General features: G+C 65.6%; 19 protein-coding genes and 1 pseudogene. 12 read left to right on the top strand and 8 right to left on the bottom strand.

The genetic code is table 11. The features are described 5' to 3' along the window. Positions 1-184 precede the first annotated feature (184 nt). From ALTAJ2_RS09875 to ALTAJ2_RS09865, 3 genes are all read left to right on the top strand, one after another. Positions 185-1,417 carry an MFS transporter gene (locus ALTAJ2_RS09875; protein ID WP_049900670.1) on the top strand — a complete coding sequence of 411 codons (1,233 nt, stop codon included), beginning with the start codon at positions 185-187 and terminating at the stop codon, positions 1,415-1,417. Positions 1,418-1,528: 111 nt separating this feature from the next. After that, complete coding sequence (locus ALTAJ2_RS09870) at positions 1,529-2,014, top strand: plastocyanin/azurin family copper-binding protein (protein ID WP_007109935.1); 486 nt, start codon at positions 1,529-1,531, stop codon at positions 2,012-2,014. A 456-nt stretch (positions 2,015-2,470) separates the two neighbouring features. Further along, positions 2,471-3,583 (top strand): pyridoxal-phosphate-dependent aminotransferase family protein, encoded by a 1,113-nt coding sequence (locus tag ALTAJ2_RS09865; protein WP_007109934.1) that lies wholly within the window; start codon positions 2,471-2,473, stop codon positions 3,581-3,583. A gap of 105 nt (positions 3,584-3,688) precedes the next feature. Here ALTAJ2_RS09865 and eif1A read toward each other — a convergent pair whose 3' ends face one another. Further along, positions 3,689-3,979: a translation initiation factor eIF-1A gene (gene eif1A, locus ALTAJ2_RS09860; protein WP_007109933.1), complete on the bottom strand. Its 291-nt coding sequence runs from the start codon at positions 3,977-3,979 to the stop codon at positions 3,689-3,691. A 133-nt stretch (positions 3,980-4,112) separates the two neighbouring features. On the opposite strand from eif1A, the gene ALTAJ2_RS09855 reads away from it, so the two are divergent. Continuing rightward, positions 4,113-4,292: a DUF7470 family protein gene (locus ALTAJ2_RS09855; RefSeq protein WP_007109932.1), complete on the top strand. Its 180-nt coding sequence runs from the start codon at positions 4,113-4,115 to the stop codon at positions 4,290-4,292. Positions 4,293-4,351: 59 nt separating this feature from the next. Then, the gene (locus ALTAJ2_RS09850) at positions 4,352-4,618 is read left to right on the top strand and encodes a hypothetical protein (RefSeq protein WP_007109931.1); all 267 of its coding nucleotides are present in this window, start codon (positions 4,352-4,354) and stop codon (positions 4,616-4,618) included. A 7-nt stretch (positions 4,619-4,625) separates the two neighbouring features. Here the strand turns inward: ALTAJ2_RS09850 and ALTAJ2_RS09845 are convergent, their stop codons facing one another. Together ALTAJ2_RS09845 and rnz are read right to left on the bottom strand one after the other, a co-directional pair. Then, positions 4,626-6,599 (bottom strand): DUF460 domain-containing protein, encoded by a 1,974-nt coding sequence (locus ALTAJ2_RS09845; protein ID WP_007109930.1) that lies wholly within the window; start codon positions 6,597-6,599, stop codon positions 4,626-4,628. Between the two features lie 100 nt (positions 6,600-6,699). Further along, a complete protein-coding gene (rnz, locus tag ALTAJ2_RS09840) occupies positions 6,700-7,644 on the bottom strand; it encodes a ribonuclease Z (RefSeq protein ID WP_007109929.1) in 945 nt (314 codons plus the stop codon). A gap of 265 nt (positions 7,645-7,909) precedes the next feature. Between rnz and ALTAJ2_RS09835 the strand changes: the two genes are divergently transcribed. The 4 genes and pseudogenes from ALTAJ2_RS09835 to ALTAJ2_RS09820 all read left to right on the top strand — a co-directional run bounded on the left by ALTAJ2_RS09835 (position 7,910) and on the right by ALTAJ2_RS09820 (position 11,201). Next, positions 7,910-9,043 (top strand): DUF7282 domain-containing protein, encoded by a 1,134-nt coding sequence (locus ALTAJ2_RS09835; RefSeq protein WP_007109928.1) that lies wholly within the window; start codon positions 7,910-7,912, stop codon positions 9,041-9,043. 39 nt (positions 9,044-9,082) lie between these two features. After that, positions 9,083-10,087, top strand: a complete 1,005-nt coding sequence (locus ALTAJ2_RS09830) for an AAA family ATPase (protein WP_007109927.1) — start codon at positions 9,083-9,085, stop codon at positions 10,085-10,087. A 19-nt stretch (positions 10,088-10,106) separates the two neighbouring features. Further along, positions 10,107-10,568 (top strand): hypothetical protein, encoded by a 462-nt coding sequence (locus tag ALTAJ2_RS09825; RefSeq protein ID WP_007109926.1) that lies wholly within the window; start codon positions 10,107-10,109, stop codon positions 10,566-10,568. 126 nt (positions 10,569-10,694) lie between these two features. After that, a pseudogene (locus ALTAJ2_RS09820) lies at positions 10,695-11,201 on the top strand (acyl-CoA thioesterase). 28 nt (positions 11,202-11,229) lie between these two features. Here ALTAJ2_RS09820 and ALTAJ2_RS09815 read toward each other — a convergent pair. The 3 genes from ALTAJ2_RS09815 to ALTAJ2_RS09805 form a co-directional block, all read right to left on the bottom strand. Continuing rightward, positions 11,230-11,694, bottom strand: coding sequence for a type II toxin-antitoxin system VapC family toxin (locus ALTAJ2_RS09815; RefSeq protein WP_007109924.1), 465 nt, complete (start codon positions 11,692-11,694; stop codon positions 11,230-11,232). Between the two features lies 1 nt (position 11,695). After that, a complete protein-coding gene (locus ALTAJ2_RS09810; protein ID WP_007109923.1) occupies positions 11,696-11,950 on the bottom strand; it encodes an AbrB/MazE/SpoVT family DNA-binding domain-containing protein in 255 nt (84 codons plus the stop codon). Positions 11,951-12,181: 231 nt separating this feature from the next. Then, positions 12,182-13,276 carry a methyltransferase domain-containing protein gene (locus ALTAJ2_RS09805; protein ID WP_239647723.1) on the bottom strand — a complete coding sequence of 365 codons (1,095 nt, stop codon included), beginning with the start codon at positions 13,274-13,276 and terminating at the stop codon, positions 12,182-12,184. 204 nt (positions 13,277-13,480) lie between these two features. Here ALTAJ2_RS09805 and ALTAJ2_RS09800 point away from each other — a divergent pair, with 204 nt between their 5' ends. Next, positions 13,481-14,041: a TATA-box-binding protein gene (locus tag ALTAJ2_RS09800; RefSeq protein ID WP_007109921.1), complete on the top strand. Its 561-nt coding sequence runs from the start codon at positions 13,481-13,483 to the stop codon at positions 14,039-14,041. Between the two features lie 351 nt (positions 14,042-14,392). Then, complete coding sequence (locus ALTAJ2_RS09795) at positions 14,393-14,812, top strand: DUF7344 domain-containing protein (RefSeq protein WP_007109920.1); 420 nt, start codon at positions 14,393-14,395, stop codon at positions 14,810-14,812. A 58-nt stretch (positions 14,813-14,870) separates the two neighbouring features. On the opposite strand, the gene hisG is transcribed toward ALTAJ2_RS09795, so the two are convergent. Continuing rightward, positions 14,871-15,731, bottom strand: coding sequence for an ATP phosphoribosyltransferase (gene hisG, locus ALTAJ2_RS09790; protein WP_007109919.1), 861 nt, complete (start codon positions 15,729-15,731; stop codon positions 14,871-14,873). Between the two features lie 370 nt (positions 15,732-16,101). On the opposite strand from hisG, the gene ALTAJ2_RS09785 reads away from it, so the two are divergent. Beyond that, positions 16,102-17,499, top strand: coding sequence for a permease (locus tag ALTAJ2_RS09785; RefSeq protein WP_007109918.1), 1,398 nt, complete (start codon positions 16,102-16,104; stop codon positions 17,497-17,499). Positions 17,500-17,526: 27 nt separating this feature from the next. Here ALTAJ2_RS09785 and ALTAJ2_RS09780 read toward each other — a convergent pair whose 3' ends face one another. Continuing rightward, positions 17,527-17,724 (bottom strand): heavy-metal-associated domain-containing protein, encoded by a 198-nt coding sequence (locus ALTAJ2_RS09780; RefSeq protein WP_007109917.1) that lies wholly within the window; start codon positions 17,722-17,724, stop codon positions 17,527-17,529. Between the last annotated feature and the right edge of the window lie 2 nt (positions 17,725-17,726).

Below are 17,726 nucleotides of genomic sequence, written 5' to 3'. Positions count from 1 at the left end.
GATGGACCCGACCCCGGCAGTCGCCCCTGCGGCGAGGCGTTGCCGACGCGTACCTGTCATCGAACGTGAGACGGCGACGACCGAGCGCGTATCCGTTCCGGCCGTCTCGCCGTGCCTGATACTGCCCGAACCGGTTCGGTCCGAGACGAACGGCTTGATAGTTCCCGAGCGCGAAGAGCCGGCCGTGCACTCGAGTGACCGCGATCGGATCGTGCTTGCCGCTCTGGTCTTCGCGGTGTTGTTCTCGCAAGTGCTGCTCTATCCGGGCGTCGCGACGCTCGTCGAGACGCTGGGTGCCGACGCGACGGCGTCGGCGTTCGCGGCGACCCCGCTGGACGCGAGCATGTGGTTCCTGGTCGCCGAGTTCGCCGCCTACGTCTCGTTCGTCGGCGTCTGGGGCCTCGTGAGCGATGCGACCGGTCGACGGACGCCGTTTATCGTCGCCGGTTCGATCGCCGGCGCGCTCGGGTATGCCGCCCTCGCCGCCGTCCCGACCGTCGGCTCGATCCCCTTCGAAGGGGTGCTTCTCCTGCGAATCGTCCAGGGTGCGATGACCATCGGCGCGTTCTCCCTGACGATGACCATGCTGATGGACTTGGAGGGCGGCCACGGCCGGAACATGGGTGCGGCGGGGATCGCCATCGGCCTCGGGGCCGCCCTCGGCGCTCCGGTCGGCGGCCAGCTCACGGCGGTCGATCCGATCGCGCCGTTGCTCGTCGCCGCCGGTCTGCTAGTCTGTGTCGGCGGTCTCGTCTCGCTCGTCGACGATCGCGCCCCCGACGAGCACCGGAGCGCTCGAGCCCTCGTCGACGGGATCCGCCGTCGGCCGACGCTGTCGATCCCGTACGCCTTCGGTTTCGTCGACCGGCTCACGGCGGGGTTTTTCGCGCTCGTTGGTACTCTCTACTTTCAGGAGACGTTCGGCCTCGGCGCGGGCACGACCGGACTCCTGCTGGCGTGCTTTTTCGCACCCTTTGCCGTCCTGCAGTATCCGATGGGAGCCCTCTCGGACCGGATCGGCCGGACGGTCCCGATCGTCGTGGGGTCGGTGTGTTACGGCGGCGGCATCCTCCTCGTCGGGGCTTCGCCGTCGGTCCCGACCGCGGCGATCGCGATGGCAGGGGTCGGCGTCCTCGGGGCGCTCGTCGCCCCTGCGACGATGGCGCTGGTCACCGACCTCGCCGACGAAAGCGAGCGCGGCGTCGCCATGGCCGGGTTCAACCTCGCCGGCAGCCTCGGCTTCCTCGGCGGCTTCCTCGTCGGCGGCACCGTCGCCGGCAACTACGGCTACGATCTGGCATTCCTCGTCGTCGGCGGCCTCGAGATCGCGATCGCCGTCGTCACCGTGCCCGTGTTCCTGCGACTCTCGCTCGAGCCCACCGACCAGTTTCAATCCGGCGACCGCGAAAACGCCTGATTGCGGACCCTTTTGAGTCCATCCGATCGTTCTATATTGTGCTACGTAGTCGCATAACGTTGTATGGGAAGAAGGTATCAATTTTTATGTGCTCAGACCCAACCCCCGATGATGGCACGAGATAACCCGGTTTCGCGGCGGACAGCGCTGAAGCTTACTGGTGCGGCTGCATCGACGGCGCTCGTCGCTGGTTGTAGCAGCGGTGGCAACGGCAACGGTAACGGTAACGGCAACGGCAACGGCGAAAGTAGCGGCCCAGCCGAGATTTCCTCCGACAAAGAGATCAAACTGGCGTCCGATGGACAGTCGTGGGTTGGCGTGAGCCCGTCCTCGATCGAAGGTACGAAGAACCCGTCGCTCGCTCTCGCCGAAGGCGAAACGTACACGATCACCTGGTCCGAGGCTCGTGGTTCCATGAGGCACAACCTCGCGATCTACAACGGTGACGAAAAGGTGTACAACGATAAAGTGACGGAGCAAACCACCGATCCCGGTGAGGGCCTGTCGGTCGAGTTCGAAGCCTCGAGCGATACCGTCGAATACGTCTGTGAGCCCCACTACGATGTCGGGATGAAAGGCGACATCGAAATGCAGTAATTCGGCGCGGTTTTCCGTTCTCGTCTTTTCGATACTGATACGTCCAGCTACCTCTCCGTCAATGACTGTCATCGAGACCGAACTAGTCGACCGTCGAAGGCTGAGCGGAGTCCGGCGTCCGAACCGATCGCGAAGATGAACTCGAACCGAGGACCGAGTCCTGGTCAGCAGGACCTATCGACGCGTCGTCCTCACACTGTCGCAAACCAAAGCGATATCGAAGCCCGATAACGCGGGTCTCGCGGTTTTCCCTTTCGGTTCCGCCGGTCGCCAAGCGGCGGCTCGGTTGCTGTCGGTGCTGTGCGAGCAGTGATTCGTCTCGACCCTCGATCGGCAGTTCGGTTACTCCGGCGGCGATAGCGGTGTCGACGGCGGCGGCCTCGAACCGCCGCTGCGGTGCGGCATCAAAAGTACCATACCGTCGCGCGACTCAGTGGGCCGTATCAGGTGGTATCCGTGACCAAGAAACGCGAATACGAGGACGACTATCCCGACAAGACGCTGTATATCCCCGGTCCGACCGAGGTACGCGAGGACGTCATCGAGGCGATGTGCGAGCCGATGTTCGGCCACCGGATGGACCGCATGACCGACCTCTATACGACCATCGTCGAGGACACCAAGGAGTTCCTCGGCACCGACAACGAGGTGGTCATCCTGACGGGGTCTGGCACCGAATTCTGGGAAGCATCGACGCTCAACCTCGTCGACGAGAACATCCTCGTCCCGACCTGTGGCAGTTTCAGCGAGCGCCACGCCAACGTGGCCGAGCGACTGGGTAAGAACGTCGACCGCCTCGAGTACGACTGGGGGCAGGCGATCAAACCCGAGGACATCCGCGAGACGCTCGAGCAAAGCGACACGCAGTACGATGTCGTCGCGACCGTGATGAACGAGTCCTCGACGGGCGTGCGCAACCCCATCGAGGAGATCGGCGATGTCGTCGCCGACTATCCGGACACGTACTTCGTCGTCGACGCCGTCTCCTCACTGGGCGGGGACTACGTCGACATCGACGACCACAACATCGACGTCATCTTCGCCTCGAGCCAGAAGGCGTTCGCGATGCCGCCCGGGCTGGCGATCTGTGTCGTCAGCGACGACGCCTACGAGCGTGAACTCGAGACGGACTCCGCGTCGTGGTACGGCGGCTTCCAGCGCACGATCGACTACTACGAGCGGAAAGGCCAGACCCACTCCACGCCCGCGATCCCGATCATGCTAGCCTACCGCAAGCAGATGAAACACATGCTCGAGGAGGGTCACGACGCCCGCGACCAGCGCCATCAGGAGATGGCCGAGTACACCCGCGAGTGGGCTCGCGAGCACTTCGACATGTTCCCCGAGGAAGGGTACGAGTCCCAGACGGTGAGCTGTATCGAGAACACGCAGGACATCGACGTCGCCGCGACCATCGACGCCGTCTCCGAGGAGTACGACTTCGTCTTCTCGAACGGCTACGGCTCGCAACTCGGCGAGGAGACGTTCCGCATCGGCCACATGGGCGAACACGACCTCGAGTCGATCACGGAACTGACCGACGCCATCGAAGACGTCGCCGATCTCTGAGGTCCCGCTCGAGAGCGCTACTCGAGCGGTGTGTTGCCGAAGGACGCGACGGGGGTGGCAGCGTCGCCGCCGTTAACCGTCACGGACCGCAGAGCAAAAATCGGGTTACTGGATGTGGCCTTCGTTCCGCAGCTGGTCGGCCTCGCTCTTCTCGTAGCGCCAGGTGATGTCCGCTTTCTCGTCCTGCCAGTCCCAGGGTTCGACGAGCACGACGTCGTCTTCGCGGATCCAGATGCGTTTCTGCATCTTACCGGGGATGCGCGCGGTGCGCTCGGTCCCGTCGGCACAGCGTACTTTGACCCGATTCGCCCCGAGCATGTCCGTGACGGTCGCGAAGACCTCGTCGTTCTCGGGCATCCGGAGGTTCTTCCGACCGCCGTCTCCGTCGTCGCTCATGGCCGCGGATTTGCGTTCGAACGATTTAATCCTTTATCGTCCGTCCGAGAGCGTTCCGGCCGCAGTCGTCGGACGCCACCCCGGGAGCGGTGAAACCACGCCGTTTATTTCTCTTGGCCCTGCAGCCGTCCGTATGTTGCGAAATCTCGGCGCACTCGGTCTCGTCGGCATCGTGCTCCTGCTCGCCGGCATCGCCCTCATCGCGTACGCTAACCTCCTGGTCGCTGCCGGTCTCGCACTCGTCCTCGCCGGGCTCGGACTGGTCGTCAAGTCCATGATTTCGGGACTGTTACAGAATTTCGGAATGTTCTAATTTTCGCCGTGAGGGCCGGTGTGGTGCCCCGCAAGCGGTTTGCGGCTCGGTCACGTCGTATGCCTCTGGGATATGCGATTCGCGACTCCGATCTCGTGTTGGTCTGTCTCGCGGTGAGTCTCGAGAACGGTGCCGTCGTCGGCTACGTGACACCCGTCCCGTTCCCGGCCGCCGTGGTCGTCCTCGGACTCGTCTCGATCGCTTTCATCGGCCACGCGCCGTTCGTCAACGCCCCGGTCGACGATACCGCCGATCTGAGCGGGGAGATCGACCTCCAGAAGATGCCCGCCGTTCCGTCGCCGATGGAGTCCGGTCCCGAACCGTAAGCGCCCGTTAGACCTCGTTGTCGCCCGCCCGATGTTCGCTGATGAGTTGGTCGACCATCGCGGCCTTGCGATCCCGCCGCCGATCCGCGGCGCGGTCGTGCCAGTCGTCGACGACCGCCTCGACGTCGTCCTCACGAGCGACGGCGAGTTCGTCGACCTCCTGCATGGCGACGTCGTCGGCGGGACCGACCGGAATCTCGTTCTCGAAGAGGAGTTCGTCGGCGATTTCGGAGAGTCCGCCGTCCTTGAGCACGACGCGGGGATCGAACCCCGCGAGCAGTTCGGCCGTCGACCGGCCCGCGCCGCTGGCGTCCCGGATGTAGACGACGTCGCCGCTCGCGATGCCGTACTGCTCGTTGGCCTCGCGGATCGCCCCCTTGGTGAACTTCTCGACGACCTTGACCGGGACCAGCCCCTCCTTCTCCGCGGAGACGTCGCTGAAGTTCGAGTGATCGAGTTTCCAGAGGGCCTTCATCCGTTCGACTTTCTTTTCGAGCGTCTCGACCTCCTCGCGGGCCGCGTCGCGCTCGCGCTCGAGTCGGTTCGCCTTTCTCTCGAGGCGACTCACCTCGCGGTCCCGACGGACCTCCTTTCGCTCCTCGCGGCGCGCGACGCCGAGTTCCGTCTCGAGTTCGTCGATCCGCTCGTCGCGTTCGGCGACGCGACCCTCGAGCCGTTCGACGTGTGACTGGAGGCGGTCGACCTGGCGCTCGAGGTCCTTGATCCGCCGTTCCTCGGCGGTGAGTTCGCGGGGCTCGTGGTCGGTCGACTCCTCTTCGGAGTCCTCGTCGTCGGTCAGGTCCGTCAGGACGGCCTCGACGCTCTCCTCGCCGGCGACGACGCGGGCGGTGACCTCGCCGCGGTCGATGCCCGGCGGGAGTTTGTCGGCGATCCGCTCGAACTGGTCTTCGTGGGCGTCGAGGGCGTACAGCGCGGCGGCCATCGCGTCGCGCTGGTGATCGTCGTCGTAGGGGTGGTCGCGCGTGCGATGTTGTTTCTCGTCGACCGGCAGATCGCTCTGGGGAGCCCACCCCGCGGCGTCGAAACTCCGCCGGAACTTCTCGACGGTTTCGGGCATCGGTGTCACGTCCGCCGCGACGATGATCGGCCGCCCGCGCTCGACGATCCACTCGATCACCCCGGCGGTGTCGCTGGTTCGCGAACTCCAGACGTCGAGGACCTCACCCTCGAGCCCGACGATGGCGACGGCGGTCGTCGTCCCGGGATCGATCCCGACGATGACGTGATCGCGGCGCTTGACCAGCGGCTCGAACTCGATGCCGTCGCGGCGCTGGCGCTCGATCTCGACGCGAACGTCGCCCGACCGATTGCGCGAGACGGGAATGTCGCCGGGCCGGGCCGCGACGGTGAAGACGGCGTTGGCGAAGCCGCCGTAGGCCTCCCGGACCTCCCGCTCGTACTCGAGGTTCGCGTCCTCGAGTTCGGACTCGACCTCGCGGGCGCGTTTCCTGACCGAACCGTGGATGCGGCGGGTGTAGCGGTCCTCGCTCCAGCCGCCGCTGCCGGTCGAACGACCGCGTGCGACCTTGACCGACGTCGTGTCGGTAAAGGCCGAAACCTCGTGGCCGACGTTGTGGGCGGCCAGCCGGGCGGCGGCCTCGGCCTCTTGCATCGGGTCTTTGCCGTAGGGAACGTTGTGGCGGTTCGCGACGCGGGAGAGCGGCTCGGGCTGTTCGGCACCCGTCACCTGGACGAGTCGGGTGCCGGCAGGCAGCGAGCCCAGGAAGTGGATGAGCTGGTCCTTGTCGGCGGCCAACTCGTACATGTTGTCGGTTGCGACGATCGCCGGCTCCTCGTCGTCGATCAGTCGCCTGAGCTTTCGGTGAGAGACGACGTCCCGACTGACGTCGTCGCCGTCGTAGACGGCTAGTGCGTACGACGGTGCATCGCCGCGCACGTCTCCGCTCTGGATATCGACACCGAAGACGACTGCATCGAGCGCACTCGTTCGCGTACTCACAGGGACTGCTAGGAACGAGATCGCTATAAATCCGGCGCGGGTTCGCACTCGCTTCAACACGGTCTCGACCGCGGCTTCGGCGGCAGCGACCCGCCGGCGCTCAGTCTTCCCCGTCGTCGGGATACCGGACGTCGACCCCCTGCCCGTCGTCGGGGACGAACACGTCCGCGGGAGCACCCGCGAAGACCTCGCGAGCCTGCTCGAGGTGAGCGTCCGTCCGCCCGGCGTAGCGCGAGGAGAGGTGCAACAGCGCGAGTCGGGCCGCGCCGGCCCGGTTCGCGATCTCGGCGGCTTGACGGGCCGTCGAGTGGGCGGTGTCGGCGGCGCGCTCGGCCCGATCGTCGGCGAAGGTGGCGTCGTGGATCAGCAGGTCGGGGTCGTCGGCGACTTCGATCGTCGCCTCGGCCGGGCGAGTGTCGCCGGTGTAGACGATCGTCCGGCCGGGACGGGGGTCACCGACGACCTGCTCGGGATCGACGACGGTCCCGTCCTCGAGTTCGACGGACTCGCCCGCGTGGAGTTTCGAGAACTCGGGGCCGACGGGAACGCCGAGTTCCTCGGCGCGCTCGCGGTCGAACCGACCCTTGCGATCGTCTTCGACGAGCGCGTAGCCGACCGAGCGGGTGTCGTGGTCGGTTTCGAACGCGCGGATCTCGTATTCCTCGGCGCGGTAGGCGACGTCGCCGGCCCCGATTTCGTTGATCCGCACGGGAAACGAGGGTCGGTTGTCGAGGGCGTTCACTAGCCCCTTGAGCTGGCGGCGCGTGCCGTGGGGCGTGTGAATCGCCAGCGGCTCCTCGCGGTCGTTGAACGCCATCGTCTGCAGCAGGCCCGGAATCCCCAGGACGTGGTCGCCGTGGAGGTGCGTGACGAACAGGTGCGAGACGGCAAACCCCGTCCCGAACCGCATCATCTGGCGCTGGGTCCCCTCGCCGGCGTCGAACAGCAACCCGTCGCCCTCGCGGGCGACGAAGACGCTGCTCGGATTCCGCTCGGTCGTCGGAATCGCCCCGGCCGTCCCCAGAAACGTCACGCGCAGTGGCATCGGTAGCCCCTCGGCGGGCCGCGACTAAACCGGCTTCGGATCGTCCGGGACTTCCGGGTCTCGAACCCGGCAGCCGCTACTCCCCCGCGCTGGTGCTCGCCGGATCGATCACCGCGGGTGCTCGAGGCGGACGACGAACGCTGTTCGTAAACTATGGTAACTGTGTACTATCCCCATAAACCGTCTCGGAACGGTTCGCCGTCCTGCAAACGGACTGCGCGTTTTACGTCCGTCGAGTGCCAAGGGGACGACGACGACACCCCCAATGAGTTCGAGACTGACGTTCGGCACGCTCAAGCGCATCGTCGCGATCCTGATCGCGATCGCGATCGTGCTCGCCGCCGGTATCGTTGTCGGGCAGGCTCCAGCTATTTTCGGCGTCGAAGAGGACCTCGACGCCTCGATCACGTTCGCGGACCAGCAGGGCGACGGTACCGCCGTCACGGTTCGCGAGGTTTCACTCTCCGACGGCGGCTACGTCGTGCTCACTGACGGCGGTGACGGACCGCTCGCCGTCTCCGAACACCTCGAAGCCGGCACCCACGAGAACGTGACCATCGAGCGCGAGGACGACGCGACCCACGAACTGGTCGGCGAGTTGACGGCGACGGTCCATCGGGACACCGGCGACGACCCGTTCGCCTACTACGAGACCGACGGCGAGGAGGATCACCCCTATCTCGAGGACGGATTCCCGGTCAGCGACACCGCGACGGTGACGACGACCGAGGAGGACGCACTCAGCGACTCGTTCGTCGTCGAATCGATCGACGCGCCCGCGGCCGCGACGACCAACGAGACGATCCGGGTGAACGCGACGCTCCGTAATCCAACCGCGTTCCAGACCCAACAATCCGTCACGGTCCGCATCGACGGTGCGGTCTTCGAGCAACGGGTACTCGAACTCGAGGGCGGTGAATCACGGCGTGTGACCTTCGAGACGGATACGAGCGGTGCACCCCCCGGGAACCGGACGATCGGTGTCTACACCGACGGCGACGGTGCGGTCGCGGGGATCGAACTCGCGTTCCACACGGAGCCGAGCGTCTCGGTGGCCGACGCGAGCGCGGAGCGCGTGACCGTCGAGGCCGCGATTCCCGAGCGCGGGTTCGTCGCCCTCGAACGGAACGGCACGGCGATCGGAACGAGCACTCGGCTCGAGCCCGGCGACCACGAGAACGTCACCGTCGACCTCCCGGAAGACGCCGCGATCAACGAGAGCGACGAACTGACGGCGGCGCTCTACGCGGGCGATCCGGGCGATGCCGATTCGGCGTCGCCGATCGAAGTCGATGACCGACCGGTTCGGACGACGTTCACTATCGGGGACGCGGCCGACGCGGAGAGCGGCGACGACTCCGATGGCGACGGTTCGGGGTCCGATTCGGCCGCCGAGTAACCGACCGATTCTTACCCGGGCCGTTCGTACTCGCTGGCGATGGACGCGCCGCTGTGGACCGAGACCCACGCCCCGGAGCTGGCCGAGTTGCCCCAGGACGACGCTCGCGAGTATCTGGAGCGAGCCGTCGAGGAGCCGATCAACCTCCTCCTGCAGGGACCGCCCGGGAGCGGGAAGACGGCCGCGGCACGCGCGCTGGCCCGCGAGGCACACGACGATCCGGACAACGACTTCGTCGAGATCAACGTCGCCGACTTCTTCGGCCGGACCAAGACCGAGATCAAGAACGACCCCCGGTTCGAACACTTCCTCGTCGGCCGCTCGTCGCTGTCCAAGCGGGACATGATCAACCACGTCCTCAAGGAATCCGCGAGCTACGCGCCCGTCTCGGGCGGCTACACCACGATCCTGCTCGACAACGCCGAGGACGTCCGCGAGGACTTCCAGCAGGCCCTGCGCCGGATCATGGAGCAACACCACCGGACGACCCAGTTTATCGTCGCCACCCGTCAGCCCACCAAGCTCATTCCGCCGCTCCGCTCGCGGTGTTTCCCCGTCTCCCTACCCGCACCGACCAGCGAGGCGATCGTGACCGTCCTCGAGCGCATCGTCGAGCGCGAGGGCGTCGACTACGACGCCGACGGCCTCGAGTTCGTCGCGGGATACGCCAACGGCAACCTCCGACAGGCAATCCTGGCGGCCCAGACGACCGTCGAGGACGCGGGCGAACTCACGATGAGCGCGGCCTACGAAACGCTCGGCGAGGTCGGCCTCGAAGACGAAATCGAATCGATGCTCGACGACGCCGAAGCCGGCGACTTTACCGACGCCCGATCGACGCTGGACGATCTGCTCGTCGACGAAGGACTGGACGGCAACGAGGTGCTCGAGGCGATCCTCCGAATCGCCCGCAAACGCTATCAGGGCGAGCGCCTCGCCCGAATCCACCGGCTGGCAGCGGACATCGACTTCGAGATGCACGAGGGAACGAGCGACCGGATTCACGTCTCCCACCTGCTGGCGGAGTTGGGTCGGGATTCCTGAGGGTTCTTAAAACCGACCGATGACGGACGATTCACTCGAGGAACGGCTCGCCGACCTCGATTCGGGAGAGTCGTCTTCCTCGCCGTCGTCGCTCGGCTCGCCCGATTCCTCGAGCGACGGTCCGGGACCGATCACGATGGCGACGCGGTTCTGGGCCGTATCGACTCTCGTACCGCAAGTTCGGATTCTACTCGTTATCACACCCGGCGTCGGTCTGTCGTCCACGGGGAGCTCGACACTTCTCGCGTCGCTGGTCGGCGGCGTCATCGTTGCTGAGTGCTTGCTTCGGGGGGTTGGACCAGCCATCGCGTCGGCGCTCTGGAAGGGCGTTTTCGCCGCATTCCTTTGCACTCTCGGCGCGTTGGCCGTTTCAGTAACCGTGATCGGCTCTTCGCTTCCCGATTCGGCGATCGGGGCCGGATTCCTCGTCGTCAGCGTCGTCGTCACCGCTCGCCGGCTCGAGCGGACGGACAGCGGCTGACGCCGCGGTAGCGTAAGCTCGAGTTCCGATTCCGTTCCGGGGGACGGCGGTGACGATGTCGCCGCGTTCACCGGCCACTCCGTGGCCGATACGGACCGTTATCCGCCCGCCGGCCGAAGGGCGGGTATGCCGACGCGTCTCGAGACACGGATCGAGAACCGATTTCGCGTCCAGCCGAACCACTACCTCCGAACGGAAGTCGTTGAACGAATTCGCCCGAACCGGTCGGGCGAATTCGTGTAAACCGTTCCGTTCGGAGGTAACCCGAACAACAACGACACGCTCCACGGCGGCAACCTGCTGAAGTGGCTCGACGAGGTGAGCGCGATGTCGGCGATGCGATTCGCCGGCGAGACCTGCGTCACCGCCCGCGTGAACGAACTCGACTTCGAGCGGCCGATCCGGATCGGCGACACGGCCCTCGTGGAGGCCTACGTCTACGACGCCGGCCGGACGAGCGTCCACGTCGCCCTGCGCGCCTGGCGCGAGGAACCCCGCAGCGGCGAGACCGAGTCGACGTTCACCTTCGTCGCGATCGACGAGACCGGCGAGACGGTCCCGGTTCCCGACCTCTCGGTCTCGACCGAGGACGGGGAGCGTCTTCGGGATCGCGTCCACGAGATCGAGGAGTGATTCCACTCGGCTGATTGCCCGCGCCTTGTTACGATTCGTTGATGTTGTGAAAGCGCTCGAGTACTTCTTCTGGAACCGGGTTCACGTACTCGAACGGTTCGTTGTCACAGAGACGATTGAAGTCGCGATCGGTAGTCACCAGTACGTCGGCATCGGTCTGCCGGGCAAGCGCGAGATAAAAGCAGTCGTAGACATCGTGGTTCTTCTCTACACTGATTTCGTAGGCGTCGAGAACGGTTTTGTCGTCCACGTCGACGAACTCAAGGGGGTACTGAAGGAGCGACGAAACGGCGTTTCGTGCTTCGTGTGTGTCGAAACCGAGATCTTCGAGTACCCACTGTATCCGGAGCGGAAGATAGCCGAAGACGATCAGCGAATCGCTACCGGTGAGGGCTGGAACCAGTTCCTCCGCGACGTATGGATGACCGGGATGGTCATCCACTAACTGAATCGACAGCGCGTTGAGGTCGGGTAAGACGCGTTTCGCCCCCATCTCACTGCCCACCGAAAGTCGCGTCACCCGCGTCTCGGAACGCCTCGTCTCCCCACTCCTCTCCTCGCGTAAGCGTCTCGAGGTCGGGAAGTTCCCTGACGAGACGGATGTCGCCCCCGTCGCGAACGACTCGGAACTCGGTCCCGTCATCGAGATTGAGTTCGTCACGGAGTTCCTTCGGAATCGTCAACCGGCCGCGATGATTGATTCGTGCCGTCCCATACTCCTCGCTGTTAGTATCGTTTGTCCCGCTCATTCTATCACCTGTATCCAATCAAACGCACTCTGTCACCATAATAAATGGGGAGGGATACGGACCCACAATGACAATCACTACTGAACGACTGTCTACCCGTCGTTGATGATGGCACGGTGGGTTACGAGTGAACTGGCCGGTGACGGCGTGTCAGTCCCTCGTAGTCACGATAGTAGCGTATTGCTGCAGTGCGAGTTTCCAACCCAGTATCGGAACGGTACTGCACTGCAGTCACGACGATCGCCGCTCGAGGACCAGCACGTACCGCGTCAGCGACCGATGGACGCGCCGCTCGAAGGCCGACTCGATCTCCCAGCCCGCGGCCCGCGCCTCGCCCGCCCACGAGCGATCGGCGATCACGACCGCCCGCGGAGCGACCCGCTGTGCCTCGGCGAGCGCACCCGCAACGAGGTCCTCGAGCCGGTGGGTGTCGATCTTCGACTGGCGGCCGTAGGGCGCATCGAAGACGACGCCGTCGACGGAATCGTCCGCCAGCGGGAGCCGCATCGCGTCACCTCGGCCGACGTGCCACGACCCCCGCTCGAGGCCGGTCGGCGAGGGCTCGTCGCGCCCGAGGAAGTGCGTCAGGTTCTCCCGCGCCCCCGCAGCCATCTTCGCCTGCGCGTCGGTGCCGATCACGTTCGCGCCGACCAGTCCCGCTTCGACGAGCACGCCGCCGGTCCCACACATCGGGTCCAGGATCGTCGCGCCTGCTCGAGCGCCCGCGATGTTCGCCGCGGCCCGCGCGAGTAAGGGGTCCATGCTGCCGGGCTGGAAGAAGGGTTTGTCCGTCGGCGCGCGCGTCCCGAAATCCCGGACGCTCTCGGCCGCGAGCCAGCCGAGCGCACAGACGGAGACGAACTCACCCGGCGACTCATCGCGCCCCTCGGCGTCGACGCGCTCGAGGGCGTGTTCGCCCGTCTCCTCCCGGTGTTTCCCCTCCGAAAAGACGACCCGGAGGAGGTGATCGGGATCGTCGAGATCCACCGAAAACCCACGCTCGACCAGGATTTCACCGAGTTCGCGCTCCGCCTGCTCGGTGCTCACGCCGCTCGAGCCGTGGACGTCCGTCGCTCGCACCGCGACCGATCCCTCGCGGTCGATCGCGGCGGCTTCGAGGACGGCCCGCGCGCTCTCGAGGTCGGCCGCCCCCCGGCCGAGGAGGTCGCTCGCGCGGTGGGTATAAGCGAGTCCGCGGACGCGCTCGGGGACGATCCCCCCTGCGACCGCGAGTCCGGGCGCGATGCGACGGAGTCCGGCCGCCGCGCTGGCCGCCTCGCGGGCCGCGAACGCGTCGTCCTCGCCGCCGAGCTCGAGCAGATACACGCTCGATCGTCGCGTCGGCGCGGCCATGAGCCTACCGCTTTTCGCGAACCAGGCCACCAACCACGATACCAAATATCATACTTGTGGCCGCTCGGACGGCCGGAAATCGGCGATACGCGAATCCACCGTGGAGCGTATAAACCGGATATATCAGGTGGCGGTACTAAGCTTTATAAACCTTAAATACGTCTTTTTAAGCGACTAATGACGGATCCGAAGGACACCATCAACATCGAAAACGTGGTGGCGTCGACCGGCATCGGACAGGAACTCGACCTCCAGAGCGTCGCGATGGACCTCGAGGGGGCCGACTACGACCCCGAGCAGTTCCCCGGTCTCGTCTACCGTACCCAGAATCCCAAGTCCGCCGCACTGATCTTCCGGTCGGGGAAGATCGTCTGTACCGGCGCGAAAAGTACCGACGACGTCCACGAGAGCCTGCGCATCGTCTTCGACAAGCTCCGTGAACTCCAGATCCAGGTCAACGAGGACCCCGAGATCGTCGTCCAGAACATCGTCACCTCGGCCGACCTCGGCCGGAACCTCAACCTGAACGCGATCGCGATCGGCCTCGGGCTCGAGAACATCGAGTACGAGCCCGAGCAGTTCCCCGGACTCGTCTATCGACTCGACGAGCCGGAGGTCGTCGCACTGCTGTTCGGCTCCGGGAAACTCGTCATCACCGGCGGGAAGAAGCCGGTCGACGCCGAGCACGCCGTCGACAAGATCGTCTCTCGACTCGAGGACCTCGGCCTCCTCGAGTAACGCCGATCCTTTTCGGTCGTTCGATCGACTTGAGCGGTGCCGACGCCACCTGCGGACCCGTGTCCGCGGCCGGACGCGTCGTCGGTGGTCGGCCGATCGATGCGTCTCGTCCGGAGTCGGACCTCGGGGGTCCGACTCCCCGCAGTAATCAGTGCTTACCCGTCCGTCGATCCGCGTCCGTCGCGAGTTGCATCTCGAGTCGCCGACCGTCGATCGCATTTCGATCGCTTTCACCGAGTTTTCGATCGTTCAATCGCGGCCCAGCGAGCCTGACTCGTCTGAACCGGTGCTGATTCGCCGAAACGACCGTTCGCGTTTATCCGGGTCTCCGTCCTTGACTCTCACGTGCCCATGACGATCCACCCAGATCGAACGCCGCCGGCCTCGGGTCGATTTCACCCCGGTACCGACGGCGCGATCAGCCGTCGCCCCCTCCCGCGGGAGACGATCCGTCACGTCCTCGACAGCGACCGTCGGCGCGAGGTCGTTCGGTGCGTGCTCGCCGCCGACGACCCGATCGCGGTCAGAACGCTGGTCGGCCGACTCGCCGACGCCGAACAGGACCCGACCGTCGCGACGACGATCCATCAACTACGCCAGCGGATTCACACGACCCTGTGTGAAACCCATCTCCCGCTGCTCGAAAAACACGATATCGTCCGTTACGACCGGGACCGAAACCTCGTCGCCCCGGCCGCGAACTGTGCCGCGTTCGACTCCCGCCTCGAGTTCGACTCGCTCGACCGGCCGATCGCCAGCCGACTCGAGTAGCTTCGACGCGGTCGAGACGGGTCCGTCGTTCCTGCCCGAAGGCCCGTAACCGACCCGCTCACTCGACGAGTCGCTCGATCTCGGTCACGAGGATATCGCTTGCGCCGGCCGTTTTGACCTCGGTAATCGTCTCGAAAACGTCCCGTTCGTTGACGACTGCGTGGACGGCGACCTTCGCGTCCCCGTCGTCCTCGTCGGCGATGTCCATGATCGTCGGCCCACCCAGTCCCGGAATGACGTCGCGGACGTCCTCGAGACGGTCCCGCGGGACGTTCATCATCAGGTACCGCTTGCCTTCGGCGTGTTTCACCGAGGAAAGTGCGGTCCTGACCTCGCCGACCTTGGGACCGTCGAGGACGTCCTCCCGCCCGAACAGTCGGACGGAACTCGAGAGGACCTCGTCGATGACGGCCAGCCGGTTCATTTTCAGCGTCGTTCCGGTACTCGTGATGTCCACGATCGCGTCGGCCATCTCCACGTGGGGCGTAAGCTCCGTCGCGCCCGAGACCTCGACGATGTCGGGGTCGACGCCGGTGGTGGCGAAGAAGTCCGCGGTGATGTTCGGAAACTCGGTGGCGACGGTTTTCCCGGCCAGATCCGCCACGGCGTCGGTATCGCCGTCTTCGGGGGCCGCCAGCACGAGTCGGCAGCGACCGAACTCGAGGTCGAGCAATTCGGACACGTCGTCGACGCGAGCCTCCCGAACCTGGTCGAATCCCGTGATCCCGAGTTCGGCCGCGCCGTCGGAGACGTACTCCGGAATGTCGGCCGCGCGAGCGAACAGGACGGTCACGTCCGGGTCGACGGTGTCGGCGTAGAGTTTGCGGTCGGCCCCGTTCTCGAGATGGAGCCCCGCCCGCTCGAGGAGGTCGATCGTCGGCTCGTGCAGGCGGCCCTTGTTGGGAACGGCGATTCGCATATGGTCCGTCTTGGGCGGCGGCGGGCAACTGTCTTTTCATCCGCGCACCGCCGTCATGTGCAGGTGTGCAGTGACTTTCGGCGGGTACGAGAGAGCGACGGGCTCGCGGTTCACTGCAGTTCGTGCGTGGAATCCACTGTCCGCGGCTCGGGTCACTTCGAGAGCCGCAGTCCGATCGACGGCGATTCGCTGACCCACGGGGCGGGGAGACACCGCATGAGCCCGATCTCGGAACACCCCACCCCTACTGCCCGGTCGGACCGACGCCGCTGTCCGATCGCCGACCGCTTTCGAATCCGTCGTTTCGGACGGCGAACGCATCGGTTTTTCAAGGACAATTGCAATAGCCGATTCCCACGATGTCCTCCACATGGACCCATCACTCACTCAGGGGTTCCTCGAGTCGCTCCGGATCGGGCTCGGATTCCTCTGGACGGCGGCGTGGGCGATCATCATGGGACTGACGATCACCAGCCTCGTGCAGGTGTACGTCTCGAAGGAGCGGATGGCGCGCGTTCTCGGGGACAGCGACGTCTCGAGTCTGGCGACGGCGACGGCGTTCGGCGCGGCCAGCAGCGGCTGTAGTTTCGGTGCCGTCGCCATCGGGAAGGGACTGTTCGCGAAGGGCGCGCACGCGGTGAACGTCCTCGCGTTCATGTTCGCCTCGACGAACCTCATCGTCGAACTCGGACTGATGATCCTGCTCCTGCTGGGCTGGGAGTTCCTCGTCGCGGAACTGCTCGGCGGCCTCGTCCTCATCGCGATCATGGCCGTCATCGTCCGGCTGACGCTCCCGGAGCCGCTGTTCGACGAGGTTCGCGCGGAACTCGAGCGCGAGGACCGCGAGAGCGGCGGGATGACGGACCCGACCTGCGGCATGGAGGGGTCGGACGAGCACACGATCGTGACCGACGGCGGCGAGACGCTGCGGTTCTGCTCCGAGGGCTGTCTCGAGACCTATCGGCAGCGGACGGCCGGCAGCGGCGCGTGGTCCGACGACCTCCGCTCGTGGGGCGGCTGGTACAGGATCGCAAACCAGTATCGGAAGGAGTGGTCGATGATCTGGACGGACGTCGTCGCGGGGTTTCTCGTCTCGGGGTTCGTCATCGTGTTCGTCCCCCAGTCGGTCTGGAACGCGCTGTTCCTCGGGGGCGACGGCCTGCTCGTGACCGCCGAGAACGCGGTCATGGGCGTCGCGATCGCCGTCGTCAGCTTCGTCGGGAGCATGGGCAACGTCCCGTTCGCGGTCGCCCTCTGGGGCGGCGGGATCAGCTTCGCCGGCGTCATCGCGTTCGTCTACGCCGATCTCATCACGGTGCCGGTGTTGAACGTCTACCGGAAGTACTACGGCTGGTCGGTCATGCTGTACATCCTCGGCGTCTTCTTCGTGACGATGGCGTTGACCGGCTTCCTCATGGAACTGCTGTTCGACGCGTTCGGCATCGTCCCGAACCTGGCCGGCGGCGAGACGGCGACCGAGCAGCGGTACTTCGAACTGAACTACACCTTCTATCTCAACCTCGTCGCCTTCGCTCTCTCCGGGTTCCTCCTGTTCGTATACCGTCGTGGGCTCGGTGCCCCCGGGGAGTACCGCGACCCGGTCTGTGGGATGCGAACCGACGACGACGGCCCAAGCGCCGCACACGACGGCGAAACCTACTACTTCTGTTCGACCACCTGCAAGCGGGCGTTCGAGGACGCGCCGGCCGACTTCGCGGCGCACTCGGCGCGGGTTTCGGACGACGGGTCGTCACACGACCACCACTGACGCCGCCGTCAGTCGTTGCAAAACGGGTTACACCGACGCGTCGTAGCCGGCCTCGTCGACCGCGCCGACGAGCGCCTGCGGGTCCGCGTCCCCCTCGACGGTGGCCTGTTCGCCCTCTCGATCGGCGTCCGCCGATTCGACGCCGTCGACACCCTCGAGCGCGTCCTCGACGGTCTGTTCGCAGTGGTCACAGGACATCCCTTCGACGGTAATGGTTCGACTCATAG

It is taken from the genome of Natrinema altunense (genome assembly GCF_000731985.1).
Taxonomy (GTDB): domain Archaea; phylum Halobacteriota; class Halobacteria; order Halobacteriales; family Natrialbaceae; genus Natrinema; species Natrinema altunense.
This window is presented reverse-complemented; position numbering and strand designations above follow the sequence as displayed.